The 26,406-nt window shown below is 63.2% G+C and carries 20 protein-coding genes; 7 read left to right on the forward strand and 13 right to left on the reverse strand.

The genetic code is table 11. The annotated features are described in order from the left end of the window. Window positions 1-102 precede the first annotated feature (102 nt). From pheA to mtnA, 4 genes are all read right to left on the reverse strand, one after another. Window positions 103-1,197: a prephenate dehydratase gene (pheA, locus tag HU736_RS10470; RefSeq protein WP_101321653.1), complete on the reverse strand. Its 1,095-nt coding sequence runs from the start codon at window positions 1,195-1,197 to the stop codon at window positions 103-105. Next, the gene (gene serC, locus HU736_RS10475; RefSeq protein ID WP_186699975.1) at window positions 1,197-2,282 is read right to left on the reverse strand and encodes a 3-phosphoserine/phosphohydroxythreonine transaminase; all 1,086 of its coding nucleotides are present in this window, start codon (window positions 2,280-2,282) and stop codon (window positions 1,197-1,199) included. The genes pheA and serC overlap by 1 nt, the downstream gene beginning before the upstream one ends. A 70-nt stretch (window positions 2,283-2,352) precedes the next feature. Beyond that, window positions 2,353-5,127, reverse strand: coding sequence for a DNA gyrase subunit A (gyrA, locus tag HU736_RS10480; RefSeq protein ID WP_150571400.1), 2,775 nt, complete (start codon window positions 5,125-5,127; stop codon window positions 2,353-2,355). A gap of 281 nt (window positions 5,128-5,408) precedes the next feature. Further along, window positions 5,409-6,485, reverse strand: a complete 1,077-nt coding sequence (gene mtnA, locus HU736_RS10485) for an S-methyl-5-thioribose-1-phosphate isomerase (RefSeq protein WP_103438212.1) — start codon at window positions 6,483-6,485, stop codon at window positions 5,409-5,411. Between the two features lie 109 nt (window positions 6,486-6,594). On the opposite strand from mtnA, the gene HU736_RS10490 reads away from it, so the two are divergent. From HU736_RS10490 to HU736_RS10505, 4 genes are all read left to right on the forward strand, one after another. Next, the gene (locus HU736_RS10490) at window positions 6,595-7,917 is read left to right on the forward strand and encodes a TRZ/ATZ family hydrolase (RefSeq protein ID WP_186699973.1); all 1,323 of its coding nucleotides are present in this window, start codon (window positions 6,595-6,597) and stop codon (window positions 7,915-7,917) included. A 64-nt stretch (window positions 7,918-7,981) separates the two neighbouring features. Then, window positions 7,982-8,680 carry a bifunctional 2-polyprenyl-6-hydroxyphenol methylase/3-demethylubiquinol 3-O-methyltransferase UbiG gene (gene ubiG / locus HU736_RS10495; protein WP_101321657.1) on the forward strand — a complete coding sequence of 233 codons (699 nt, stop codon included), beginning with the start codon at window positions 7,982-7,984 and terminating at the stop codon, window positions 8,678-8,680. A 2-nt stretch (window positions 8,681-8,682) separates the two neighbouring features. After that, window positions 8,683-9,354 carry an N-acetylmuramic acid 6-phosphate phosphatase MupP gene (mupP, locus tag HU736_RS10500; RefSeq protein WP_186699971.1) on the forward strand — a complete coding sequence of 224 codons (672 nt, stop codon included), beginning with the start codon at window positions 8,683-8,685 and terminating at the stop codon, window positions 9,352-9,354. Window positions 9,355-9,405: 51 nt separating this feature from the next. Beyond that, window positions 9,406-10,146: a YciK family oxidoreductase gene (locus HU736_RS10505; protein WP_101321659.1), complete on the forward strand. Its 741-nt coding sequence runs from the start codon at window positions 9,406-9,408 to the stop codon at window positions 10,144-10,146. Between the two features lie 88 nt (window positions 10,147-10,234). Here the strand turns inward: HU736_RS10505 and HU736_RS10510 are convergent, their stop codons facing one another. From HU736_RS10510 to HU736_RS10540, 7 genes are all read right to left on the reverse strand, one after another. Next, window positions 10,235-11,020: an iron-containing redox enzyme family protein gene (locus HU736_RS10510; RefSeq protein WP_186699968.1), complete on the reverse strand. Its 786-nt coding sequence runs from the start codon at window positions 11,018-11,020 to the stop codon at window positions 10,235-10,237. Between the two features lie 39 nt (window positions 11,021-11,059). Next, window positions 11,060-13,516, reverse strand: a complete 2,457-nt coding sequence (locus tag HU736_RS10515; RefSeq protein ID WP_186699966.1) for an EAL domain-containing protein — start codon at window positions 13,514-13,516, stop codon at window positions 11,060-11,062. A gap of 146 nt (window positions 13,517-13,662) precedes the next feature. Further along, window positions 13,663-15,495, reverse strand: a complete 1,833-nt coding sequence (locus HU736_RS10520; RefSeq protein WP_186699964.1) for an ATP-binding cassette domain-containing protein — start codon at window positions 15,493-15,495, stop codon at window positions 13,663-13,665. After that, complete coding sequence (locus HU736_RS10525) at window positions 15,488-16,120, reverse strand: DsbA family protein (RefSeq protein ID WP_103438218.1); 633 nt, start codon at window positions 16,118-16,120, stop codon at window positions 15,488-15,490. Before HU736_RS10525 ends, HU736_RS10520 begins: the two co-directional genes overlap by 8 nt. Before the next feature lie 3 nt (window positions 16,121-16,123). After that, a complete protein-coding gene (gene trhO, locus HU736_RS10530; RefSeq protein WP_186699962.1) occupies window positions 16,124-17,056 on the reverse strand; it encodes an oxygen-dependent tRNA uridine(34) hydroxylase TrhO in 933 nt (310 codons plus the stop codon). Window positions 17,057-17,236: 180 nt separating this feature from the next. Beyond that, the gene (locus HU736_RS10535; protein WP_101321665.1) at window positions 17,237-17,533 is read right to left on the reverse strand and encodes a BolA family protein; all 297 of its coding nucleotides are present in this window, start codon (window positions 17,531-17,533) and stop codon (window positions 17,237-17,239) included. Between the two features lie 10 nt (window positions 17,534-17,543). Beyond that, on the reverse strand, window positions 17,544-18,065 hold the full coding sequence (locus HU736_RS10540) for a DUF2059 domain-containing protein (RefSeq protein ID WP_101321666.1): 522 nt from the start codon (window positions 18,063-18,065) through the stop codon (window positions 17,544-17,546). Between the two features lie 154 nt (window positions 18,066-18,219). Between HU736_RS10540 and HU736_RS10545 the strand changes: the two genes are divergently transcribed. Then, window positions 18,220-19,614 (forward strand): class II fumarate hydratase, encoded by a 1,395-nt coding sequence (locus tag HU736_RS10545; protein ID WP_186699960.1) that lies wholly within the window; start codon window positions 18,220-18,222, stop codon window positions 19,612-19,614. A gap of 145 nt (window positions 19,615-19,759) precedes the next feature. Here the strand turns inward: HU736_RS10545 and HU736_RS10550 are convergent, their stop codons facing one another. Together HU736_RS10550 and pap are read right to left on the reverse strand one after the other, a co-directional pair. After that, complete coding sequence (locus HU736_RS10550; RefSeq protein ID WP_150570905.1) at window positions 19,760-20,719, reverse strand: DMT family transporter; 960 nt, start codon at window positions 20,717-20,719, stop codon at window positions 19,760-19,762. A gap of 161 nt (window positions 20,720-20,880) precedes the next feature. Beyond that, window positions 20,881-22,374 carry a polyphosphate:AMP phosphotransferase gene (gene pap / locus HU736_RS10555; protein WP_186699957.1) on the reverse strand — a complete coding sequence of 498 codons (1,494 nt, stop codon included), beginning with the start codon at window positions 22,372-22,374 and terminating at the stop codon, window positions 20,881-20,883. A 123-nt stretch (window positions 22,375-22,497) separates the two neighbouring features. Here pap and mnmC point away from each other — a divergent pair, with 123 nt between their 5' ends. Both mnmC and HU736_RS10565 read left to right on the forward strand, forming a co-directional pair. Beyond that, window positions 22,498-24,474: a bifunctional tRNA (5-methylaminomethyl-2-thiouridine)(34)-methyltransferase MnmC2/FAD-dependent 5-carboxymethylaminomethyl-2-thiouridine(34) oxidoreductase MnmC1 gene (gene mnmC, locus HU736_RS10560; protein WP_186699955.1), complete on the forward strand. Its 1,977-nt coding sequence runs from the start codon at window positions 22,498-22,500 to the stop codon at window positions 24,472-24,474. Between the two features lie 141 nt (window positions 24,475-24,615). Beyond that, on the forward strand, window positions 24,616-26,403 hold the full coding sequence (locus HU736_RS10565) for an N-acetylglutaminylglutamine amidotransferase (protein ID WP_103438222.1): 1,788 nt from the start codon (window positions 24,616-24,618) through the stop codon (window positions 26,401-26,403). Window positions 26,404-26,406 lie beyond the last annotated feature (3 nt).

Consider the following 26,406-nt stretch of genomic DNA (forward strand, 5'->3'; position numbering starts at 1 on the left):
GCGACACAAGGCCGCTCCTACACAGTGCAACGGCTGCCCGCAGAACCTGTAGGAGCGGCCTTGTGTCGCGATGGGGCGCATCGCGCCCCCAGCGGCCTGCGATCAAAGCACTGCCTTTGGATAAGACCCCAGCACTTTCAGCGCTACGGCTTCCTGGCTGATCTGCTCCAGCACTGCCTTGATCAACGGATCACGGTGGTGCCCGACAAAATCAATGAAGAACACATAGGTCCACTTGCCACTGCGCGACGGCCGGGTTTCGATCCGGGTCAGGTCGATGCCGTTGTCGTGGAACGGCACCAGCAGCTCGTGCAGCGCGCCCGGCTTGTTGCTCATCGACACAATGATCGAAGTCTTGTCGTCGCCGGTCGGCGGCACTTCCTGGCTGCCGATCATGAGGAAGCGCGTGGAGTTGTCCGGGCGGTCTTCGATTTTCTCGGCAATGCGCGTCAGGCCATACAGGTTGGCTGCCATATCGCCGGCAATCGCCGCCGAGTTCCATTCACCCTTGACCCGCTTGGCCGCTTCGGCGTTGCTCGACACCGCCACCCGTTCAACATTCGGGTAGTGCGCATCGAGCCACTTGCGGCACTGGGCCAGCGACTGGGCATGGGAATAGATGCGGGTGATGCTGTCGGTCTTGGTGCTCTCGCCCACCAGCAGGTGATGGTGAATGCGCAACTCGACTTCGCCGCAGATAACCATGTCGTGCTCGAGGAAGCTGTCGAGGGTGTGGCTGACCGCACCTTCAGTGGAGTTTTCCACCGGCACTACGCCAAAGTTGACCGCACCGGCGGCCACTTCACGGAACACTTCGTCGATCGCCGCCATTGGCCGGCTGATCACCGCGTGACCGAAGTGCTTCATCGCCGCAGCCTGGGTAAAGGTACCTTCAGGGCCGAGATAGGCGACTTTCAGCGGCTGCTCAAGGGCCAGGCACGAAGACATGATTTCGCGGAACAAACGCGCCATCTCTTCGTTGCCCAGTGGGCCGCCGTTGCGCTCCATGACGCGCTTGAGCACGGCAGCTTCACGCTCGGGACGGTAGAACACCGGCGTCTCGCCTTCGGCCAGGTTGGCCATCTTGACCCGGGCCACTTCCTGGGCGCAGCGGGCGCGCTCGCTGATCAGCTCGAGGATCTTCTCGTCGAGGCTGTCGATGCGCACACGCAGGGCTTTGAGTTCGTGCTCGACCATCAGGCGTGCTCCTTCTCGAATTCAGCCATGTAGCTGACCAACGCTTCCACGGCGTCCTGACCCAGGGCGTTGTAGATCGATGCGCGCATACCGCCCACCGAGCGATGGCCCTTGAGGTTGAGCAGGCCGCGGGCGTCGGCACCGGCGAGGAAGGCCTTGTCCAGGCGCTCGTCGGCCAGGCGGAACGGCACGTTCATCCACGAACGGGCGTTGACGCTGATCGGGTTGCTGTAGAAATCGCTGGAGTCGATGAAGCCGTACAGGCGGTCCTTTTTCGCCCGGTTGCGCGCTTCCATGGCCTCGACACCGCCCTGCTCCTTGAGCCACTCGAAGACCAGCCCCGAGAGGTACCAGGAATAGGTTGCCGGCGTGTTGTACATCGAGCCGTTGTCGGCCGAGACCTTGTAGTCAAGCATGGTCGGGCAGCTGCTGCGGGCGCGACCGAGCAGGTCTTCACGCACGATCACTACAACCAGGCCGCTTGGGCCGATGTTCTTCTGCGCGCCAGCATAGATCAGGCCGAACTGGGACACATCGGTCGGGCGCGAGAGGATGTCCGAAGACATGTCGACCACCAGCGGTACGTCACCGGTCTGCGGCACCCAGTCGAACTGCAGGCCGCCGATGGTTTCGTTGGACGCGTAGTGGACGTAAGCGGCGTCCTTGCTCAGGCTCCAGTCGTTCTGGCCGGGGATAGCGAGGTAATCGTAGGGCTTGGCGCTGGCAGCAATGTTGATGTTGCCAAAGCGACGCGCTTCTTCGATGGCCTTTTTCGACCAGATGCCGGTCTCGATGTAGTCTGCGGTGCCGTTTTCCGGCAGCAGGTTCAGCGGGATCTCGGCAAATTGCTGGCTGGCGCCACCTTGCAGAAACAGCACTTTGTAGTTGGAGGGGACGGACAGCAGGTCACGCAGGTCCTGCTCGGCCTTTTCGGCAATGGCCACGTAGTCATCGCTGCGATGGCTCATTTCCATCACCGACAGACCTTTGCCATTCCAGTCCAGCATTTCCGCCTGGGCGCGCTGCAGGACTGCTTCAGGAAGCGCAGCAGGGCCTGCGCAGAAGTTAAAGGCTCGTTTGCTCACATCCACTCTCGCTCTGCTCTGGTCAGTAAGCGGGGCGACCATGGCCGCCCCGCTCGGGTTGTTGCGCTGTTTATTCCTGCGGCGCCTCTTCGGCGGCGCCGGCGTCATCATCTGCCGCCTCTACCGCATCGAGTTCGACGCCCTCTGCGCCCTCCTCGCCTTCGAGCAACTCCTCGAGGTCTTCGGATGGCTCCTGGATCCGCTCAAGGCCCACCAGGGTCTCGTCGCTGGCCAGTTTGATCAGGGTCACGCCCTGGGTGTTACGACCCAGGCTGGAGACTTCGCCAACGCGGGTGCGGACCAGCGTGCCCTGGTCGGAGATGAGCATGATCTCTTCACCTTCCTGCACCTGGATCGCGCCGATCAGCAGGCCGTTACGGCCCTTGGTGCCCATGGCGATGACGCCCTGACCACCACGACCGCGCCGTGGGAACTTGGACAGCGGGGTACGCTTGCCGAAGCCACGCTCGGAGGCGGTAAGGATCTGCGCACCGGACTCAGGGATCAGCATCGAGATGATCCGCTGGCCTTTGCCCAGCTTCATGCCGCGCACACCGCGAGCGGTACGACCCATTTCACGCACGACGCTTTCAGCGAAGCGGATGACCTTGCCGGCGTCGGAGAACATCATGACTTCCTTGGCGCCATCGGTGATGGCGGCGGCAATCAGGGTGTCGCCTTCTTTCAGCTTCAGCGCAATCAGGCCACTGGTACGTGGACGCGCAAACTGCGCCAACGGGGTCTTCTTGACGGTACCGGAGGCCGTCGCCATGAAGATGTAGGCACCGGTAGGCTCTGCAGCCCACTCGGCAGTGTCGCCGTCTTCTTCGTCGACTTCTTCGGCCTCGACCAGCTCACCCTCGAGCACGGTGTCGTCGCCATCCTCCAGCTCTTCATCGACATCGGCGCTCTGCTGCAGGGCTTCGAGGTCGATCTGCAGCATGGCGGTAATGCGTTCGCCGTCTTCCAGCGGCAGCAGGTTGACCAGCGGACGGCCACGGGCAGCGCGCGAGGCTTCCGGGATGTCGTAGGTTTTCAGCCAGTAAACCTTGCCCTTGCTGGAGAACAGCAACAGCGTGGCGTGGCTGTTGGCAACCAGCAGGTGTTCGATGTAGTCCTCGTCCTTGACGCCGGACGCCGACTTGCCTTTGCCGCCACGGCGCTGGGCCTGGTACGCGGTCAACGGCTGGGTCTTGGCGTAGCCGCCGTGGGAGATGGTCACCACGCGCTCTTCTTCCGGGATCATGTCGCCGTAGCTGAGGTCGTGACGGGCATCGAGGATCTCGGTGCGGCGCACGTCGCCGTATTCGGCACGGATCGCTTCGAGCTCTTCGCGGATCACTTCCATCAGGCGCTCGGCGCTGCTGAGGATGCGGATCAGTTCGCCGATCTGCTCGAGAATCTCCTGGTACTCGGCCAGCAGCTTTTCGTGCTCGAGGCCGGTCAGGCGGTGCAGACGCAGGTCAAGAATGGCCTGGGCCTGCTCTGGCGACAGGAAGTACTTGCCATCGCGCATGCCGTACTGGGCATCGAGGTTTTCCGGGCGGCACGAGTCGGCGCCTGCGCGCTCGACCATGACCTGCACCGCGCTCGATTCCCACGGCATCGCAACCAGGGCTTCCTTGGCTTCGGACGGGGTCGGCGAGGCCTTGATCAGGGCGATGACCGGGTCGATGTTGGACAGTGCAACAGCCTGGCCTTCAAGGATGTGGCCACGTTCACGGGCCTTGCGCAGCTCGAATACGGTACGACGGGTCACCACTTCACGGCGGTGACGGACGAACGCTTCGAGCAGGTCCTTGAGGTTGAGCAGGCGCGGACGACCGTCGATCAAGGCGACGATGTTGATGCCGAACACGCTCTGCAGCTGAGTCTGCTGGTAGAGGTTGTTGAGCACGACCTCAGGCACCTCGCCGCGACGCAACTCGATGACCACGCGCATACCGTCCTTGTCGGACTCGTCGCGCAGCTCGGTGATGCCTTCGAGCTTCTTCTCTTTGACCAGCTCGGCGATCTTCTCGATCAGGCGAGCCTTGTTCAGCTGGTACGGCAGCTCGGTGATGACGATCTGCTGACGGCCACCGACCTTGTCGATGTCTTCGATCTCGGAGCGGGCGCGCATATAGATGCGACCACGACCGGTGCGATAGGCCTCGATGATGCCGGAGCGGCCGTTGATCAGGCCGGCAGTCGGGAAGTCCGGACCAGGGATGAACTGCATCAGCTCATCGATGGTGACTTCAGGATTGTCGATCAGCGCCAGACAGCCATCGATCACTTCGCCGAGGTTGTGCGGCGGGATGTTGGTCGCCATGCCCACGGCGATACCGCTGGAGCCGTTGACCAGCAGGTTGGGGATGCGCGTTGGCATTACCGCCGGGATCAGCTCGGTGCCGTCGTAGTTGGGTACCCAGTCGACGGTTTCTTTGTGCAGGTCAGCCAGCAGCTCGTGTGCCAGCTTGGACATGCGCACTTCGGTGTATCGCATTGCCGCAGCGTTGTCGCCGTCGACCGAACCGAAGTTGCCCTGGCCGTCGACCAGCAGGTAGCGCAGCGAGAATGGCTGGGCCATACGCACGATGGTGTCATAGACCGCAGTGTCGCCGTGCGGGTGGTACTTACCGATAACGTCACCGACCACACGGGCGGACTTCTTGTACGGTTTGTTCCAGTCGTTGCCCAACTCGCTCATCGCAAACAGAACGCGGCGATGCACGGGCTTCAAGCCGTCACGCGCATCGGGCAGTGCACGCCCGACAATCACGCTCATCGCGTAGTCGAGGTAAGACTGTCTCAGTTCGTCTTCGATATTGACCGGGAGGATTTCTTTGGCCAGTTCGCCCATGAGAAGCCTGATTCCTTTTTCTGGTGAAACCTCGTCCAAGTCCCCAGAGGACGAACGAAGCTCGTCGCCGCAGCGCACAGTGGTGCGACGACTTACGACAAATCAATAGGTTGTGCCTTGGATCTGCGCAATGAAGACCGCATAAACGGGCGGCCTTGGAAACTGCCGGATGGTACCACAAAAATGCATCAGGCTTAAGCCTCAAGCTGCAACAAGAAGCAGCGCTGCCGAGCAACGGCAGCTTTGCCCTGACAGCTGCGCCCTGCACGGCGCACAGGCGCTCAATGCAGGCGCTTGCGGCACATCAGCTGGGCGATCTTGGCGGTGTCCGGGCGCTCTACCACGCCTTTTTCGGTCACGATCACATCAACCAGGTCAGCCGGGGTCACGTCGAACACCGAATTGAACACCTCAACCTGCGCGGCAACCCGATTGCCGGCAACGTCCAGCAGCTCGTCTGCTTCGCGCTCTTCCAACGGGATATCGTCACCGGTCGCCAGGTTCAGGTCGATGCTGGTGCTTGGCGCCACCACCATGAAGCGCACGCCGTGGTGCATGGCCGCTACCGCCAGTTGGTAAGTGCCGATCTTGGCCGCGACATCGCCGTTGGCCGCGATGCAATCGGCACCCACCACGACCCAGGTGATGCCCTTGACCTTCATCAGGTGCGCCATCGCCGAGTCAGCGCAGAGGGTGACCGGCACGCCTTCCTGCGCCAGTTCCCAGGCGGTCAGGCGCGAGCCTTGCAGCCAGGGCCGGGTCTCGCCGACGTAAATCCGCTCGACCATGCCCTCAAGGTAAGCTGCACGCAGCACGCCCAGCGCGGTACCGAAGCCCCCGCTGCCCAGCGCACCGGCATTGCCGTGGGTCAGCATGGTCTGCTCGTTGCCTTGCTGGCGGCGGATCAGCTCGATGCCGTATTGGGCCATGGTCAGGTTGGCTTCGCGGTCGCTGTCGTGGATGGCGATGGCCTCGGCTTCCATGGCCGCCAGCAGGTTTTCATTGGGGCGCAGGCGCTGCAGGCGATCACGCATGCGGTTGAGCGCCGAGAACAGGTTGGCCGCGGTGGGCCGCGCTTCGGCCAGATCGAGAAAGTCTTCTTCGATCGACTCTTCCCAGTCGCCCTTCTCGGCAAGCCGGGCACGCAGCGCCAGGACCAGCCCGTAAGCGGCGCTGATGCCGATGGCCGGCGCACCGCGCACCGCCATCGAGCGGATCGCGCTCACCACCTGAGACACGTCGGTACAGGCTAGCCAGCGCTCTTGCGCCGGCAGCAGGCGCTGGTCGAGCAGATGCAGGGTGCCGTCACGCCACTGAATGCCGGTCACCTTCTCTGCCGCCATAAGTCGCTCGCGCATCGCCTCTCCCCGTGCTTTGCTGATCAAAAGCCGGCGATTATAGCGAGCCTCAGCCGCGGGCGCTCGGGTATACTGCGCGATCCGCCCAAACCCTTCAGGTAGCTGCCGCATGCCGACCTCCGTAGCCCCCCTCGACCTGCTCCTGGTGCCGACCTGGCTGGTGCCTGTGGAGCCAGCCGGAGTGGTACTGGAAGGGCACGCGCTGGGCCTGCGCGACGGCTTGATCGCCTGGCTCGGCCCGCGCGAGCGCGCGCCGGCGGCGCTACAGGTGCGCGAGTTGCCCGACTGCCTGCTGTGCCCAGGCCTGATCAACGCCCACGGCCACGCTGCCATGAGCCTTTTCCGCGGCCTGGCGGACGACTTGCCGCTGATGACCTGGCTGCGTGAGCACATCTGGCCGGCCGAGGGCCGCTGGGTCGATCCGGGCTTTGTCCGCGACGGTACCGACCTGGCCATCGCCGAACAGCTCAAGGGCGGCATAACCTGCTTTGCCGACATGTACTTCTACCCGCGCGAAGCCTGCGAGCAAGTCGAGCAGAGCGGCATTCGCGCCCAGGTGGCGGTGCCGCTGCTGGACTTCCCGATACCCGGTGCAGCGACTGCGGACGACGCCCTGCATCAGGCCATCGAGCTGTTTGGCGAGTTGCGCCACCACCCGCGCATCACGATCGCCCTCGGCCCCCACGCGCCGTATACGGTCGGTGACGAGACGCTGGAGAAGATCCGCGTGATTGCCGATCAGCTCGATGCGCCGCTGCACATGCACATCCACGAGACCGCCAGCGAAGTCGAGCAGGCCGTTGCCGAGCACGGCGAACGGCCGCTGGCTCGGCTGGCGCGGCTTGGCCTGCTGGGGCCGAGCCTGCAGGCGGTGCACATGACCCAGATCAGCGACGACGACCTGGCGCTGCTGGTAGAAAGCAACACCAGCGTGATCCACTGCCCGGAATCCAACCTGAAACTGGCCAGCGGCTTCTGCCCGGTTGAGCGTTTGTGGCAGGCCGGGGTCAATGTCGCTATAGGCACCGATGGCGCGGCCAGCAACAACGACCTCGACCTGCTCGGCGAGACCCGCACCGCCGCCCTGCTGGCGAAAGCGGTGGCCGGCTCGGCGTCGGCGCTGGACGCCCATCGTGCCTTGCGCATGGCGACCCTTAATGGCGCTCGCGCCCTGGGTCTGGACGCACAGATCGGCTCGCTGGAGCTGGGCAAGGCCGCCGACCTGGTGGCGTTCGACTTGTCTGGCCTGGCCCAGCAGCCGGTACACGACCCTGTGTCACAATTGATCTATGCCACCAGCCGCGACTGCGCGCAGCATGTCTGGGTCGCCGGCGAGCAGCTGCTCGAAGAGCGCCGCCTGACCCGTATGGACGAGGCGGCACTGACCGCCATGGCCCGCGCCTGGGGCGCGCGCATCGCAGGCAAGGAATGACCACGCTCCAGCTGCGGCTGGCGCTTAGTGACACCTTTTATTCAAGTTTCAGAGGATCTGTTCAATGAGCAACGTCGACCACGCCGAAATCGCCAAGTTCGAGGCCCTCGCCCACCGCTGGTGGGACCGCGAAAGCGAATTCAAACCCCTGCACGACATCAACCCGCTGCGGGTCAACTGGATTGACGAGCGCGTCAGCCTGGCCGGCAAGAAGGTGCTCGATGTCGGCTGCGGCGGTGGCATCCTCAGCGAAGCGATGGCGCAACGCGGCGCCACCGTGACCGGCATCGACATGGGCGAAGCGCCGCTGGCGGTAGCCCGCCTGCACCAGCTCGAGTCGGGCGTCGAGGTCGAGTACCGGCAGATCACCGCCGAGGCCCTGGCCGAAGAAATGCCCGAGCAGTTCGACGTGGTCACCTGCCTTGAGATGCTCGAGCACGTGCCTGACCCGTCGTCGGTAATCCGCGCCTGCTACCGCATGGTCAAGCCGGGCGGCCAGGTGTTCTTCTCGACCATCAACCGCAACCCCAAAGCCTACCTGCTGGCGATCATCGGCGCCGAGTACATCCTCAAGATGCTGCCGCGCGGCACCCATGACTTCAAGAAGTTCATCCGCCCGTCCGAGCTGGGCGCCTGGAGCCGGGTTGCCGGGCTTGAAGTCAAAGACATCATCGGCCTGACCTACAACCCGCTGACCAAGCACTACAAGCTGAGCAGCGACGTCGACGTCAACTACATGATCCAGACCCTGCGCGAGGTGTGAGCATGCGTTTGCGAGCAGTACTTTTCGACATGGACGGCACGCTGCTGGACACCGCGCCTGACTTCATCGCCATCTGCCAGGCGATGCTCGCCGAGCGCGGCATGGCGCCGATCGCCGACAAGCTGATCCGCGACGAGATCTCCGGCGGCGCGCGGGCGATGGTTGCCGCGACCTTTGTCATGAGCCCTGAAGACGAAGGCTTCGAGGCATTGCGCCTGGAATTTCTCGAGCGTTACCAGCGTGACTGTGCAGTGCACAGCAAGCTGTTCGAGGGCATGTCCGAGCTGCTCGACGATATCGAAAAAGGCGGCCTGATCTGGGGTGTGGTGACCAACAAACCGGTGCGTTTCGCCGAGCCGATCATGCAGCGCCTGGGCCTGGCCGAGCGCTCTGCGTTGTTGATCTGCCCGGACCATGTCAAGAACAGCAAGCCGGACCCCGAGCCACTGATCCTGGCCTGCAAGACCCTGGATCTGGACCCGGCCAGCGTGCTGTTCGTCGGTGACGACCTGCGTGATATCGAGTCGGGGCGCGACGCCGGGACCCGCACCGCAGCGGTTCGCTATGGCTATATTCATCCGCAGGACAACCCCAACAACTGGGGTGCAGACGTGGTGGTGGACCACCCGTTGGAGCTGCGCAAGGTGCTCGACAGCGCGCTGTGCGGCTGCTGATCAATCGCTGAGGGCGCGCCCGCCGCGCCCTGGCTTGCAAAGGATAGACCTATGTTCGATTACACCGCCCGCCCTGGCCTGCTCGCTGGCCGAGTGATCATGGTGACTGGCGCCGGCCGCGGCATTGGCGCTGCGGCGGCCAAAGCCTATGCCGCGCTTGGCGCGACCGTGCTGCTGCTGGGCAAGACCGAAGCCAACCTCAATGAGGTCTATGACGAGATCGAAGCCGCTGGCCACCCGCAACCGGTGGTGATCCCGTTCAATCTGGAAACCGCCCTCGCGCACCAGTATGACGAGCTGGCCGTGATGATCGAGAACGACTTCGGTCGCCTTGACGGACTGCTCAACAACGCCTCGATCATTGGCCCGCGCACGCCGGTGGAGCAGCTCTCGGGCGACAACTTCATGCGCGTGATGCACATCAACGTGAATGCCACGTTCATGCTTACCAGCACGCTATTGCCGCTGCTGAAGTTGTCCGAGGATGCGTCGGTGGTGTTCACCTCCAGCAGCGTCGGGCGCAAGGGCCGGGCTTACTGGGGTGCCTATGGTGTGTCGAAATTCGCTACCGAGGGCTTGATGCAGACCTTGGCCGACGAGCTGGAAGGGGTAGCACCGGTGCGCTCCAACAGCATCAACCCGGGCGCGACCCGCACCGCCATGCGTGCGGCGGCATATCCGAGCGAGAATCCGCAGGACAATCCGTTGCCTGAAGAGATCATGCCGGTTTACGTGTATTTGATGGGGCCGGACAGCAAGGCGGTGAATGGGCAGGCGTTCAACGCCCAGTAACACCGCGGTGGCTGGATTGGGGCTGCTTTGCAGCCCTTCGCGGGCAAGCCCGCTCCCACAGGGTTAGCGTCGTGGCGCCAAGTCGCGATCAACCGGCTGCCAGACCCAGCCGCGTACGCCCAGCCTGACGCTGCTCGAGCTGCATGCAGCGCTCGAGGAACAGGTACATGCAGTCGTAGCTCTTGCACACCGCCTTGCGCAACTCGGCGCGCAGCAACGGCGTCGGGCTCTCCCCCACCAGTGTGCAGATGATCTCCAGCGCCTCCCAAGGGTGCGCATCGTCATACTGGGCATGCATTTTCAGCCACTTCATGGCGCGCTTGCGGGTCTCTTGCGGGAAGCCCTCGGCATACGCGCCATCCGCACAGACCACCGCCGACCATTCGCCGGTTGCGCCTTCAATCGCATAGTTGGTGGCCGCCATGGCAATCGCCAGCGACTCGGTCGAGCACACCCGCCAGCACCAGTCATTCAAGCCATTGAGCTCGGCCGGCACGTCCTGCGCCTGCAGATCACCCAAGGTCACACCGTGGGCATGGCACCAGTGCACCCAGTAATCAGCATGGTTGAGTTCGACGCGGATATTGCGCATCAGCCAGCGCCGGGCCATGTCGTCGCCAGGGTGGCGGGCAAAGCGGGTCTTGGTCAGATTGTGCGCCATGTACAGGGAAAACTGCTCAACCACTGGCCAGCCGCCAATCAGGTACTGGCGAATGGTCGCTTGACGCAGTTGACCATCGCGCAGGCGCTGGTAGAACTCGTGCTCGACTACCCGGCGCTTGCTCTCGCGGCAGTCTTCGATCATTTGTTGCGCCCACTGCGGGTAGCTGGCGGGATCCATCAGCGGCCCAATCCGAACGAATGCATCACTCACTGTCAGCTCCTTGATTCCCTGTGATTTAGCCGTCCACTCTCAGCGAAACGTCCCTGGCGCGCGCTGCAGCAAAGGCCGTGCTGCAATTCGTTGGCGTTGCAGGCTATCGCAGGTAAACACCTGCGGCCGCTCGATCAGGTAGCCCTGGGCGTAGTCCACGCCGATTTCCTGCAGGGCCTGCTCGATCAACGGCGTTTCAACAAATTCGGCGATGGTGCGTTTGCCCATGACGTGGCCGATGTGGTTGATCACCTCAACCATAGCGCGATTAATCGGATCATCCAGCATGTCTTTTACAAAACTTCCGTCGATCTTCAGGTAGTCAACCGGCAAATGCTTCAAATAAGCGAATGACGACATTCCGGCGCAGAAGTCATCCAGTGAGAACTTGCAGCCCAGCCCTTTCAATTCATTGATGAAGCGAATGGCACTGCCCAGATTGGCGATGGCGCTGGTTTCGGTAATTTCGAAGCAAATCATCCGTGGCGGGATTTCAAACTCGCTGAACAGCCGTTGCAAATAATCAAGAAATTTATCGTCGCCGATGCTCGAACCGGACAGGTTGATCGCCACCAGTGCCAACGGCCCCGGGCGCCCCTCGTTCAGGCACTGGCGGATAACCTGGAATACGTTGCGCACTACCCAGCGATCAAGCGCCGTCATCAGCCCATAACGCTCGGCGGCGGGGATGAAGCTGTCGGGCAGAATGGTCCGCCCGCTTTCGTCGTGCAGGCGCAGCAGGATCTCGATATGCCCCGGCCCTTCCTGATCACTGAGGGCGGCAATCTCCTGGGCGTACAAGCAGAAGCGGTTCTCCTCGAGCGCCACATGCAGACGCTGAATCCAGGCCATTTCGCCAAAGCGCATGGACAGCTCGCTGTCGTCGGCGTGGTACACCTGAACCCGATTGCGGCCCTTCTCCTTGGCCATGTAGCAGGCCATGTCGGCAGCGCGCAAGGAGGCCTCAAGGGTGCCGGGCGCTTGCGCCATGCTCACCAGGCCAATGCTCACAGTGGTAATGAACGGCCGCCCCTTCCAGACAAAATGCAGGCTCTGCACCGCCTGGCGCAGTTGCTCGGCGATGCGCTCGGCCTGCTCCTGCGGACAGTTCTCGAGCAGTACGCCAAATTCGTCTCCCCCCAGCCGCGCCAGGGTGTCGCCCTCGCGCAGGCCGGACTGCAGCACCGCACAGATGTGGCGCAGCAGCTCGTCACCCGCGGCGTGGCCACAGGTGTCGTTGACCAGCTTGAACTGGTCCAGATCGAGAAACATCAACGCATGCCGGCCAGGCTGACGCGCCAGGCCGTTGAGCGCCTGTTCGAGGCGGTATTCAAACTCGCGGCGGTTGGCCAGCCCGGTCAGGGCGTCATGGGTGGCCTGCCACGACAGGTTGGCAATGTACTGCCGCTCCTGGGTCATGTCATGCAGCACCAGGACGATGCCAGTGGCCTGGCCATCGCTGAGGATCGGTGAGCCCACCAGATTGACCGAGACCGTGCTGCCATCCAGGCGCTGGATCAATCGTGCATGCTCGGCGCCGCCGCGCAGGCTGCCTGCCAGCACCTGCTCGATCAAGGTGCGCGCGTCTTCATCGCTGTGCTCGTCGAGCAGGCTGAACAGCGCCGACAACGGCAGCCCCTGAGCTGATGCAGCTTGCCAGTGGGTCAACTGCTCGGCGGCGGCGTTCATGTAGAGGATATTGCCGTCGACGTCGGTGGTGATCACCGCATCGCCAATCGAGGCCAGGGTGATCTGCGCACGGTCCTTTTCGGCCTGCAGTGCGCTGGCAAACGCCTGGCGTTGGGACAACAACTTGCTCGAACGGCGCCAGGCCATTGTAATCAGGAAGATCGCCGTCAGCAGGTTGCTGATCAGCAACACCTTGAGCAGCACCCGCGAGCCTTCTCCCAGGGCGTCGCTGAAGGCCTTGGCGGCCGGCGTCACGCCTTCGTTGATGGTGGCGATGCGCGCCTTCCACTCATTGACCTGCTCCAGGGTCGGCTGGCCGCTGCTGAAGCTGCTGTGGATTTCAGTCGCGAGCAGGTCGAGCTGGCGCAGGTAGTCGTCGCCGATATCCCAATAGGCAATGGCCTTCTGCATGAAACTGATGTTACGAAAGTAGCTGTAGAACCAGATGATCCTACTGACGTCTTCAGGGTGGTTGCCGCCCTGCAGGATGCCGGTGCGGGCTGCAGCGTAGTCGGGGGTGGGCTGGTCCAGCGCGATGCGCAGTTCGTGATCGCCCTGAGGCACGGCGATGGCTTGGTGAAAACGCTGCAGAAAGCGCGGTTCAGGCCGCTCGGCGTATAAATTGAGGTAATAGATGGCGTCTTTCTGCGCCTTCGACCAGAGGCTCTCGCCGGCGACATAGGCACGCACGGCCGAAAGCGTGTACAGGCTCAGGCCGGCCAGCAAGACCTGCAGGATCACCACGGCGACAAACGGCCAGATGATACCCAGCAGCCTAGGCGCTTGATGAATTTGAGTTCCCTTCATGGAGTCCCTGTCACGGCGGCAGATAAAGCACTAATCAAACCAGACAAGCACAGCGTAGGCGAGAAACCGCTACTAGCTAGACGTTCGCATTGCAAATAAATGCAGGATTTTCCTGCTCATGCAGCGCCGCCGGCGCCAGCCACTGCTCAGGTCTGCTGCAGATGGCCGTACAACTTGGCGTAAAGCCCACCGTCAGCTATCAATTGCTGATGATCACCGTCTTCGGCGACGTGCCCGCCGTCAAATACCAGGACCCGGTCGGCCTGCTTCACCGCCGAAAGCCGGTGGGCAATGATCAACGTGGTACGGCCACTGAGAAATCGCGCCAAGGCCAGATGCAGGTTGTATTCAGTGGCGGCATCGAGGGCCGAGGTGGCTTCGTCGAGGATCACCACTTTAGGCTCGGCAAGGACCATCCGGGCAATCGCCAGGCGCTGACGCTGGCCGCCGGACAAGCGCACACCAGAGCGGCCAACGACGCTATCAAGGCCCTGCGGCAAGGCACTGATGGTGCTGTCGAGCTGGGCGATGCGCAGCGCCTGCCAACAGGCTTCGTCACTGCATTCGCGGCCCATGGTCAGGTTGGCGCGCACGCTATCGTTGAACAAGGCCGGATGCTGCAGCACTACCGCAACGTTTTCGCGCAGGGTCTCGAGGCCAATCTCCTGCAGGCTGGCGCCGCCGAAACGAATGGTCCCGGCCTGAGCGGTGTACAGACCCAGCAGCAACTGAACGAGGGTGCTCTTGCCGCCGCCGCTGGCGCCGACAATCGCGACCTTTTCGCCTGGCGCAATCGACAGATCGAGGTGCTCCAGCACCGGCTCGTCAGCGTAGGAGAAACGCAAGTCGCGCACCTCGATGCCAACCGTGTCGCGCCCGGCAAACGGATCGCTGGCAGCGGCGTATTGCGGCTCGTCCTCGCGCGCCAGCAGCTCGTTGAGGCGGCTCAGCGCGCCACCGGCGGCGTAGTAGGCGTATTGCAGATTGAGCAGCTGCTCGACCGGGCCGATCATGAACCACAGGTAGCTGAACACAGCGAGCATCTGCCCGATCGACAGGTCGGAGAACAACACGGTGAGCATCGCAGCAGCACGGAAGATGTCGATGCCGAACTGGAACAACAAGCCGCTGGCGCGCCCGCTGGCATCGCTTTTCCACTGCGAGGCCACGGCGTAGTCACGCACTTCACGGGCGCGCAGGCCAAGCCGACCTAGGAAATAACCCTGACGGTTGCCGGCGCGGATTTCCTGAATGGCATCCAGCGTCTCGGTCAGCGCCTGGGTAAAGCGCCCAGTGCTGTCGTTCTCGAGTTTCTTCAGGTGTTTGACGCGCTTGCCCAACTGCACGGTGAAGTAGATCACCAGCGGGTTGAACAGCAGAATCACCAATGCCAACTGCCAGTGCATCCACAGCAGGATTGCCGCAGTGCCGGTCAGGGTCAGCATCGCCACCAGGAAGCGACTGAGGGTTTCGCCAACAAACTTGTCCAGGGTGTCGAGGTCAGTGACCAAGTGAGTGGCCACGGTGCCACTGCCCAGGCTTTCGTATTCCTTGAGCGAGATACGCTTGAGGCGCTCGATCAGGCGAATCCTCAGGCGGTAGACAATGTCTTTGGCCAGGCCAGCAAACAGCTTGGCCTGAACCACGTTGAAGGCCAGCGCGCAAACCCGCAGGCAGAATGTCGCCGCGAGCATCAAGCCGATATAGCCGGTTGCCTGCTGCCAGTGGCTTGGCAGCAGATGATTCATCCACTTGAGTGCAGCGTCGCCGTGGCCCAGCAGCACCTCATCGACCAGCAGTGGCAGCAGCAACGGGATCGGCACGCTGCACAGCACCGCCAGCATCGCCACCAGGTTGGCGCCCCACAAGGCCTTGCGGTGATGCAGTGCCAGCCGGCGGATTTCTGCCCAACTCAGCCGATCAGGGGCGCCATGAGGCTTCCCCGGTACAGGGTCGGGCGACCCCGGCAGGTCAAGCACACGCGGCCTGCTGCAGCCAGCGGCCGAGCAAAGGCTGCAAGCTGGTCAGCGGCTGATAGCCGTTGGTCAGCAAGGCCAGTTGACCGTTACGTTCGGCCAGCAGGGTCGGGAAACCGGCGATACCCAGGTCTTGCACCCAGCTGAAATCAGCGGCGGTAGCACTGCGGGTTTCGCTGCGAATCAGCGCTTCAGCGAACTGCGCGCGGTCAAAGCCGGCCTGCTCGGCCAGGTCGACCAGTTGCGGTGGGCGGGTCACGTCCAGGCCTTGCTCGTAGAAGCCGGCCTGAATCAGCGCCAGCAACGACCAGGCGCGTTCGGCGTCGAGCTCGCGCGCAGCAACCAGGGCACGGCAGGCCGGCTCGGTGTCATAGACAAAACCATCGGGCAGCGCGTCGTCGAATCGAAACGGCTGGCCGGTGGCCTCGGCGACCGCCTGCCAATGCTCGAGGATGTAGCGCCGAGTAGCGACATCCAGGGCGCTGCTGGCCGAGCGCAGGCCGCCCACCACCAGCCGCGTCGGCACGCCCGCCTCGGCTGCCTGGGCGATCAGCGCTGCGGCCACCGGGGCGAACCCCCAGCACCAGGAGCACATCGGGTCCATCACATACAGCAGGCGTGCAGACATGCCTCAGGCCTCGGCTTTGTAGTTGAAACCAATCGGGTGTGGCTGGTTGCGCGCCTTGGCCAGTTCGATCTGTTTCTGCCGGTCGATGGCGCTGCGGCGAGTCTTCTCGCTCAGGCTGTCCCAGCAATGCGGGCAGCTGACGCCTGGCGAATAATGCTCGGACGCACGCTCTCCGGCGTTGATCGGGTGGCGGCAGGCATGGCACTGGTCGTACTCGCCCTCGGTCAAGTCGTGACGCACCGTGACGCGGTTGTCGAAGACGAAGCAGTCACCATCCCACAGGCTCTCTTCCTGAGGCACTTCTTCGAAGTACTTCAGCACGCCTCCCTTGAGATGATAGACCTCCTCGAAGCCCTCACCGAGCATATAGCTGGAGGCTTTTTCACAGCGGATGCCGCCGGTGCAGAACATTGCCACCTTCTTGTGCTTGCTCGGGTCGAAGTTGGCCTTGATGTACTCGGGAAACTCGCGGAAGGTCTCGGTCTTGGGGTCGACCGCGCCCTTGAAGGTGCCGATCGCCACTTCGTAGTCGTTGCGGGTGTCGATCAAGAGCACTTCAGGGTCGCTGATCAGGGCGTTCCAGTCCTTGGGCTCAACGTAGGTGCCAACCTTGTGGTTTGGGTCCACGCCAGGCACGCCAAGGGTCACGATCTCTTTTTTCAGCTTGACCTTGGTGCGGTAGAACGGCTGCTCGTCGCAGTACGACTCTTTATGATCGATGTCGACCATGCGCGGGTCGCTGCGCAACCACTGGAGCAGGCCGTCGATCCCTTCGCGGGTGCCCGAGACAGTACCGTTGATGCCTTCCAGCGCCAGCAGCAGAGTGCCTTTGACGCCGTTGTCGAGCATGGCCTTGAGCAGCGGCTCGCGCAGTTCGAGGTAGTCTTCCAGGGTGACGAATTTGTACAGCGCCGCGACGACGATAGCTTGTGACATGTAACGAGTTCTCCAGGTGGTCACCCTCGTAAGGGGCGGACCGGAATGACAGTTTGAGCGGGTGGCCTTGAAACACACATGGGAGCGGCGATGCGTTGACCCAGGCTGAAAGCAGCTCGGGTCAACGCACCACCGCTCCCACGGGGATGTTGCGCAGTTTACCAGAATGCCTGGGAGGTTTCAGTGACCGCCGCCAGCACACACCGGCGATGCCGGTGCTGCGCCAACCTTGGCCCACTCCTCAGGGGTGTAGGTGTGAATGGCCAGGGCATGAATCTGCCCCATCAGATCGGCCATGGTCGCGTACACCCGCTGGTGGCGCTTGACGCTGTTGAGGCCAGCGAACTGCTCGCTGACCAGCACCGCCTTGTAGTGCGTCTCCAGCCCACGGCTGTGCATGTGGCTTTCGTCGAGCACCTCAAGGTGCACGTTGGCCAATGCTGCCAGTTGCTGTTCGATGCGTTGCTGCATGTTCATCAGCGTTGGCTCACTTCTTCGCAGGAGCGGCTTTGCCAGCGTTCGGGTCGAGCTCTTTGGTCATGTCTTCAAGCAGCTTGTTGACCACCGGTACCGCTGGCTCCAGGCTCTGCTGGGTCAGCTGGGCCGACTGCTGAGTGACCTTGGGCATTTCGCGCAGGACTTTCTTGCCCAATGGCGACTCGTAGAACTTGACCAGGTCCTGCAGCTCGCCTTCGGTGAAGGTCGCGGTGTACAGGTTGACCATCTGCGGCTTGAGCTTTTTCCAGCCAATGGCGTTGTCCAGGGCAGCGTTGGCCTTGGCCTGGTAGCTGTCGAGCACGGCTTTCTTGGAGGCTGGCGCCTTGGTCTGCTCGAAGCGCTGGGCAAACATCTGCTGCACCTGCATGTACACCGGAGTGCCCAGCTTGTCGGCATTGGCCAGGGTCAGGAACTTCTCGGCGGCTTGGTTGTGCGCAGGGGTTGCGGCAAGAACCGAACCGCTGGCGCAGGCCAGGGCGACGGCGGCACAAAGGACACGGAGACGGGTCATTGCAAATCCTTCAGGAAAGGGAGGCGAGTACCTCAGAGACGAGCATTCTGCGCCGCGCCGGGCGCTCTACTCAAGTAGCACGATGAGCGATTGAACCGCTCGGTCGAATAGGGGCCTAAACTGCGGATTCAGACGAATATGGAGTGAACGCCGCATGAGCCGTATCGAAACAGACAGCCTGGGCCCGGTCGAAGTTCCTCAGGACGCCTACTGGGGCGCGCAAACCCAGCGCTCGCTGATCAACTTCGCCATCGGCCAGGAGCGCATGCCGCTGGCCGTTTCGCACGCGCTGGCGCTGATCAAGAAGGCCGCCGCACGGGTCAACGACCGCAACGGTGACCTGCCGGCGGATATCGCCCGGCTCATCGAACAGGCCGCCGACGAAGTGCTCGATGGCCAGCTGGACGAGCAGTTCCCGTTGGTCGTGTGGCAGACCGGCAGCGGCACCCAGAGCAACATGAACGTCAATGAAGTGATCGCCGGGCGCGCCAACGAGCTGGCCGGCCAGAGCCGCGGCGGCAAGTCGCCGGTACACCCGAATGATCACGTCAACCGCTCGCAGAGCTCGAACGATTGCTTCCCCACCGCGATGAACATTGCCGCTGCACAGGCAGTGCACGACAAGCTGCTGCCAGCGATTGCCGAGCTGTCGTCGGGGCTGGCCGAGCTGTCTGCGCGCCATCACAAACTGGTCAAGACTGGCCGCACGCACATGATGGATGCCACGCCGATCACTTTCGGCCAGGAGATCTCGGCGTTCGTCGCCCAGCTCGACTACGCCCAGCGAGCGATTCGCGCAGCGCTGCCAGCAGTGTACGAGCTGGCCCAGGGCGGCACGGCTGTGGGCACCGGCCTGAACGCACCGCATGGCTTTGCCGAAGCCGTCGCCGCCGAGCTGGCGGCATTGTCCGGGCTGCCCTTCGTCACTGCGCCGAACAAGTTTGCCGCGCTCGCCGGGCATGAGCCGCTGGTCAACCTGGCCGGTGCGCTGAAATCACTCGCCGTAGCCCTGATGAAAATCGCCAACGACTTGCGCCTGTTAGGCTCCGGCCCACGTGCAGGGCTGGCCGAGGTGCGCCTGCCGGCCAACGAGCCGGGCAGCTCGATCATGCCCGGCAAGGTCAACCCAACTCAGTGTGAGGCGTTGTCGATGCTGGCCTGCCAGGTGCTGGGCAACGACGTCACCATCGGCTTTGCCGCCAGCCAGGGGCATCTGCAGCTGAACGTGTACAAGCCGGTGATCATTCACAACCTGCTGCAGTCGATCAACCTGCTCGCCGATGGCTGCAGCAACTTCCAGCAGCACTGCGTGGCCGGCATCGAGCCGGATGCCGAGCAGATGGCCGAGCACCTTGAGCGTGGTTTGATGCTGGTGACTGCGCTGAACCCGCATATTGGTTATGACAAGGCGGCGGAGATTGCCAAGAAGGCTTACAGCGAAGGGACGACTTTGCGTGAAGCTGCCCTGGCGCTGCAGTACTTGACCAATGAGCAGTTCGATCAGTGGGTGCGCCCGGAGAACATGTTGGCGCCTGGCGCCAAGGGCTGAGTGAGTCGGGGCTGCTTTGCAGCCCTTCGCGGGTAAACCCGCTCCCACAGGGCACTGGCCAGCAGGTCAAGCTCAGCTCTGTGGGAGCGGGTTTACCCGCGAAGGGGCGCGCAGCGCCCCCATCATTATTAGCGGCCAACAATATTCAACCAACCTGCAACCGCGCACGCCTTGCCCGCCAACTGGCCAGCAGCGACGGCCCCAAGGCCACCAGCGCCGAACCCAGCACCACCGTCACCGCGCCGATATAACCCAGCGCATTGATCTGTTCGGCATGCACATACTCCGGCCACAGCCACGCAGCCAGCGCTACAGCGACAAACGTCACCAAGGGCGTCAACGCCAATGTCGCACTGACCCGCGACGCCTCCCAATGCGCCAGCGCTTCCGCAAAAGCGCCATATGCCACCAGAGTATTCAAACAGCAGGCCAACAGCAGCCAGCCTTGCAAGGGGCTCAACTGCAGCGCCTCGAGCGGGTGCACCCAGGGCGTCAGCAGCGCCGCGCAACCCAGGTAGATCACCATCATCACCTGCTGCGAATTCCATACGGTCAGCAGCTGTTTTTGGCTAAGCGCATAAAACACCCAGATGCTGGTCGCCAGCAAAATGGTCAAGACACCCGTGGTGTAGGTGCCCAACGACCCCAGCAGCTCGGCCAGGCGCTGATTGAAAAACAGCCCAAAGCCCATCAGCAGCACGACCAGGCCCATGCCCTGGCCCCAACTGAAGCGCTCCCTGAATACGAATACGCTAGCCACCAACAACAGCACCGGGCCGATCTGCACCACCAGCTGGGCAGTGCCGGGGCTGAGCAGCTTGAGCCCGATCAGGTACAGCACGTAGTTGCCAAGCAGGCCGAAGATGGCCAGCGCCACCAGGCCGGTACGCTTGCGGCCCAGGCCGGCAAATGGCGGCAGGCGGCGCTTGGCCGACAGCCAGATGAACAACAGGCCACCGGATACCAGCAGGCGATACCAGGTCACCGTGACCGGGTCCATCACCTGCAGGACCTGCTTCAACTTGATCGGCAGGATGCCCCAGAGCAGCGCGGTCAACAGTGCCAATAGCAGGCCATGGACCCAGCGTCCGGAAGTGGTGTGCATAACGTCCTCGATCAAAGCCCGTGGTGGGGGTGATTGCAGTCTAAGGGCTTGGCGGGTGTGACAGGTCTAAAATGACTGGAAAAAAATGCATCAGGTCATTCCCTGGCGGCATGCCTACCTGCTGCGCGCTGGGCGCGACGCCGCAGGCAGGCCATTTGCGGTTACTTCTTGTGCTTGGCGAACGCTGCTTCCAAGGCCTCGTTGATGGTGCGCAGGACCTTGACCCGCGCCCAGCGCTTGTCATTGGCCTCGACCAGCGTCCACGGCGCAATCTCGGTGCTGGTGCGGTCGACCATATCGCCGACAGCTTCGGTATAGACGTCCCATTTTTCGCGGTTGCGCCAGTCATCTTCGGTGATCTTGTAGCGTTTGAAGGGTATTTGCTCGCGCTCTTCAAAGCGCTCCAATTGGGTCTGCTGATCGATCGCCAACCAGAACTTGACCACTACCACGCCGGCGTTGCTCAGCTGCTCTTCGAAATCATTGATTTCACCGTAGGCGCGCATCCAGTCGGCAGGCGTGCAAAAACCCTCAACCCGCTCCACCAGCACCCGGCCATACCACGAACGGTCGAAGATGGTGAACTTGCCGCGCGCCGGCACATGCCGCCAGAACCGCCACAGATAAGGCTGGGCGCGTTCCTCTTCAGTGGGTGCGGCAATCGGCACGATGCGGTACTGGCGTGGGTCGAGCGCAGCGGCCACACGGCGGATCGCGCCGCCCTTGCCGGCCGCATCGTTACCTTCGAACACCGCGACCAGGGCATGCTTGCGCATGTGCTTGTGACGCAGCAAACCGGCCAGGCGCGCTTGTTCGCTGACCAGCCGCTGCTCGTAGTCCTTCTTGTCCAGGCGCTGGCTCAAATCCAGCGCGTTGATCAGGTTGAGGTCGTCGATGCTGCGGCCCAGCGGGGCGACGTTGCCCTTGTGCTTGGCCTTGGGGTCCACAGCCAGCGCGGCCTGCATGCTCTCCAGCAGAATCTGACCGACGGCCAGGCTACGGTAATGCGGGTCGGCGCCTTCGATCACGTGCCAGGGCGCATAGTCGCGGCTGGTGCGGCGCAGCACGCGCTCGCCGAAGCGCACGAAGCGGTCGTAGGTCTGCGACTGTTGCCAGTCCAACGGGCTGATCCGCCAGCTGTGCAGCGGGTCGTCGCGCAGGGTCTTGAGGCGCGCCTTCATCTGCTTCTTGGACAAGTGAAACCAGAACTTGATGATCAACGCGCCTTCATCGCAGAGCATCTGTTCCAGCCGCTCGGCGCCGGCAATCGCTTGATCGAGCACGGCGTCCTTGAATTGGCCATGCACCCGGCCTTGCAGCATCTGGCTGTACCAGTTGCCGAAAAACACCCCCATCCGGCCCTTCGGTGGCAGCGCCCGCCAATAGCGCCAGGCGGGCGGCCGGGCCAGTTCTTCGTCGGTCTGCTGGTCGAAGGTCAGCACGTCGATCAGGCGCGGGTCCATCCACTCGTTGAGCAACTTGACCGTCTCGCCCTTGCCGGCGCCTTCGATGCCATTGATGAGGATGATCACCGGTAGGCGAGACTGCTGCTTGAGCTCGTACTGAGCGTCGAGCAGCGCCTCGCGCAGCGCCGGCACTGCAGCATCAAAGGTGTCCTTGTCGATGTGGTGACCGATTTGCGCAGATTCGAACATGCTGGCGTGGCTCCTTCATTGGAATGACAAGACTAGCGGATCGGCAGCGATTTATGCGCTTGCGTGCAGCCTAAGACCTGCGCAATGGCTTAAAATCCCGCTTCCGCTGCCGCCGAGCCGACCATGCCAGACCCTACCCTCCCCCAGCACGCCCAGATTGACTGGGACGATCTGGGCCGCCCGCACTCGCGGCAATACGACGACGTGTACTTCTCCACTACTGAAGGCAGCCTCGAAACCCAGTACGTGTTCATCGAAGGCAACCGCCTGCGCCAGCGCTTTGCCGAGCTGCCAGCCGATGGCTGCCTGGTGATCGGCGAGACCGGGTTTGGCACCGGGATGAACTTCTACTGCGCCTGGCAGCTGTTTGCCGAGCAGGCCACGGCCGGCGCCCGCCTGCATTTCGTCAGCGTCGAAAAGTACCCGTTGAGCCATGCCGATCTGAGCCGCGCCGTTAAGCTGTGGCCGGAGCTGGCGGCTTACTGGCAGCCGCTGTTGGACCAGTACGTGGCAGTGCATCCAGGCTTTCAGCAGTTCAGCTTCGACGGCGGCCGGGTGACCCTGACCTTGCTGATCGGTGATGTACTCGAGCAACTGCCGCTGCTCGATGCGCGCATCGACGCGTGGTTTCTCGACGGCTTCGCGCCCGCGAAAAACCCAGACATGTGGACCCCCGAGCTGTTCGCGCAACTGGCGCGGCTGTCGCATGCAGGCACCAGCATCGGCACCTTCACCACCACCGGCTGGGTCCGCCGTAGCCTGATCGAGGCCGGCTTCAGCATGAAAAAGGTGCCTGGGCTGGGCACCAAGTGGGAGGTGATGCACGGCCACTACAGCGGCCAGCCGGCGGTGACGGCCACGGCACCGTGGTACGCCCGCCCAACAGCCACCGGCGGCCCGCGCCAGGCGCTGGTGATCGGCGCCGGGCTGGCTGGCAGCGCCAGCGCCGCCAGCCTGGCCACACGAGGTTGGCAGGTCACGGTGCTGGAGCGCCATGCTGCGCCTGCACAGGAAGCCTCGGGCAATCCGCAAGGCGTGCTGTATTTGAAGCTGTCTGCCCATGGCACAGCGCTGTCACAGATGATCGTCGCCGGCTTCGGCTACACCCGCCGTTACCTCGAACGCATGCAGCGCGGACGCGACTGGGATGCTTGCGGCGTACTGCAACTGGCCTTCGATGAAAAGGAAGCCGTGCGTCAGGCCAAGCTCGCTGGCGCCTTCGACAGCAGCCTGCTGCGCCCGCTGAGCCAGCTCGAGGCCGAGCAGGTGGCAGGGGTCAGCCTGGCCAGTGGCGGCCTGTTTTATCCACAGGGTGGCTGGGTGCACCCGCCGGCGCTGTGCGCTGCGCAATTGCAGCACCCGCGCATTGAAGTAAAGGTGCATCAGGAAGTGCTCGAGCTGCGCCAGGTTGATGGCCTCTGGCAAGCCTGGGCCGGCGCGCGTCTGCTGGCCACTGCGCCGGTGGTGGTGCTGGCCGGCGCGGCCGATGTGCGCGCCTTTGCGCCGTGTGCGGAGCTGCCGCTCAAACGCATCCGTGGGCAGATCACCCGCTTGCCGGCCACTGCCGAGAGCCGCTCGTTGAGTACGGTGGTATGTGCCGAGGGCTATGTGGCGCCGGTGCGCGATGACGAGCACACGCTTGGCGCCAGCTTTGACTTCCACAGCGACGACCTGACCCCGACCGTGGCCGAGCATCAAGGCAACCTCGAGCTGCTCGAGGAAATTTCCGCCGACCTCGGTCAGCGGCTGCAGCTGGCCACGCTGGACCCGGCACTGCTGCAAGGGCGCGCAGCGTTTCGCTGCACCAGCTCGGACTACCTGCCGATTGTCGGGCCGGTTGCTGACGCTCATGCCTTCAACGAGGCGTACGCCATGTTGCGCAAGGATGCTCGGCACCTGCCTGCAGTTGACTGTCCTTGGCTGGAAGGCCTGTACGTTAATACCGGGCATGGCTCGCGAGGCCTGATCACCGCCCCGCTCAGCGGTGAGCTGCTGGCGGCCTGGATCAGTGGCGAACCCTTGCCGGTGCCGCGGTCGGTAGCTGAGGCGTGCCACCCGAATCGCTTTGCATTACGCGCCCTGATTCGCGGCAAGGCCTGAGCAACGGGCTGCTTGCAGCCGACTGACCACTCATCCCTTATAACCGATTGATATAAAACTCTCAGAAACCGCTCCGGTCACTACCTAAGTGCCCGTCATCCGGCGAGGCACCTTCCCCAACGGCAAAACCGGTAAGGACTTATGTGCGGATTAGCTGGAGAGTTACGTTTTACCCCGATCAATCAGGCCCCGCGCCCCGCGGATCTCGCTGCGGTTGAGCGCATCACCCACCATCTGGCCCCACGCGGCCCGGATGCCTGGGGCTTCCATAGCCAAGGGCCGATTGCCCTCGGTCATCGGCGCTTGAAGATCATGGACTTGTCCGACGGCTCGGCGCAGCCGATGGTCGACAACAACCTCGGCCTGTCGCTGGCGTTCAACGGCGCCATCTACAACTTCCCGGAACTGCGCCAGGAGCTGCTCGACCTGGGTTATACGTTCTGGTCCGACGGCGACACCGAAGTGCTGCTCAAGGGCTATCACGCCTGGGGCGCCGCGCTGCTGCCCAAGCTCAACGGCATGTTCGCGCTGGCCATCTGGGAGCGCGACACCCAGCGCCTGTTCCTGGCCCGTGACCGCCTTGGCGTCAAGCCGCTGTACCTGTCGCGCAACGGTGAACGCCTGCGCTTCGCCTCGACCCTGCCGGCACTGCTCAAGGGCGGCGATATCGACCCGGTGATCGACCCGGTCGCGCTCAATCACTACCTCAACTTCCACGCTGTGGTGCCGGCGCCGCGCACCTTGCTGGCCAATGTGCAAAAGCTCGAACCTGGCACCTGGATGCGTGTCGACCGCCACGGCGAAGTCGAACGTCAGACTTGGTGGCAGCTCAAGTACGGGCCAAATGCCGACGAGCAGAAGCTCGACCTCGAAGACTGGACCACCCGCGTCCTCGACGCTACCCGCGATGCGGTGGCGATCCGTCAACGCGCCGCAGTGGACGTTGGTGTACTGCTGTCGGGCGGGGTCGATTCGAGCCTGCTGGTCGGTCTGCTGCGCGACGTTGGCGTAGACGATCTGTCGACTTTCTCGATCGGCTTCCAGGACGCTGGCGGTGAGCGCGGCGACGAGTTCGAGTTTTCCGACCTCATCGCCCGCCACTACGGCACCCGCCACCATCAGTTGCGCATCGATGAGCACGAAATCATCGACCAGTTGCCGGCGGCGTTCCGCGCCATGAGCGAACCGATGGTCAGCCACGACTGCATCGCTTTCTATCTGCTATCGCGTGAAGTCGCCAAGCACTGCAAGGGCGTACAGAGCGGCCAGGGCGCCGATGAGCTGTTTGCCGGTTACCACTGGTACCCGCAGGTCGATGGCGCAGCGGACCCGTACTCGGCCTACCGCGATGCGTTCTTTGACCGCAGCCATGCCGAATACCGCGAGACGGTGCAGGCACCGTGGCTGCTGGACAACGACGCAGCCGGTGATTTTGTTCGCGAGCATTTCGCCCGCCCTGGCGCGGCCGATGCGGTAGACAAAGCGTTGCGCCTGGACAGCACGGTGATGCTGGTCGATGACCCGGTCAAACGGGTCGACAACATGACCATGGCCTGGGGCCTGGAGGCGCGCACGCCGTTCCTCGATTACCGCCTGGCGGAACTCTCGGCGCGGATCCCGGCACGCTTCAAGCTGCCCGATGGCGGCAAGCAGGTGCTCAAATCGGCCGCACGTCGGGTCATCCCGCATGAGGTGATCGACCGCAAGAAGGGTTACTTCCCGGTCCCTGGCCTCAAGCACCTGGAAGGCGCCACCCTGGGTTGGGTGCGCGACCTGCTGACCGACCCAAGCCAGGACCGTGGCCTGTTCAACCCGGCCATGATCGACAAGCTGCTGAGCAACCCGCACGGCCAGTTGACCCCACTGCGCGGCTCCAAGCTGTGGCAGTTGGCGGCACTGAACCTGTGGCTCAGTGAACAAGGAATCTGATCG

The organism is Pseudomonas shirazensis, assembly GCF_014268785.2.
In the GTDB taxonomy this organism is placed as follows: domain Bacteria; phylum Pseudomonadota; class Gammaproteobacteria; order Pseudomonadales; family Pseudomonadaceae; genus Aquipseudomonas; species Aquipseudomonas shirazensis.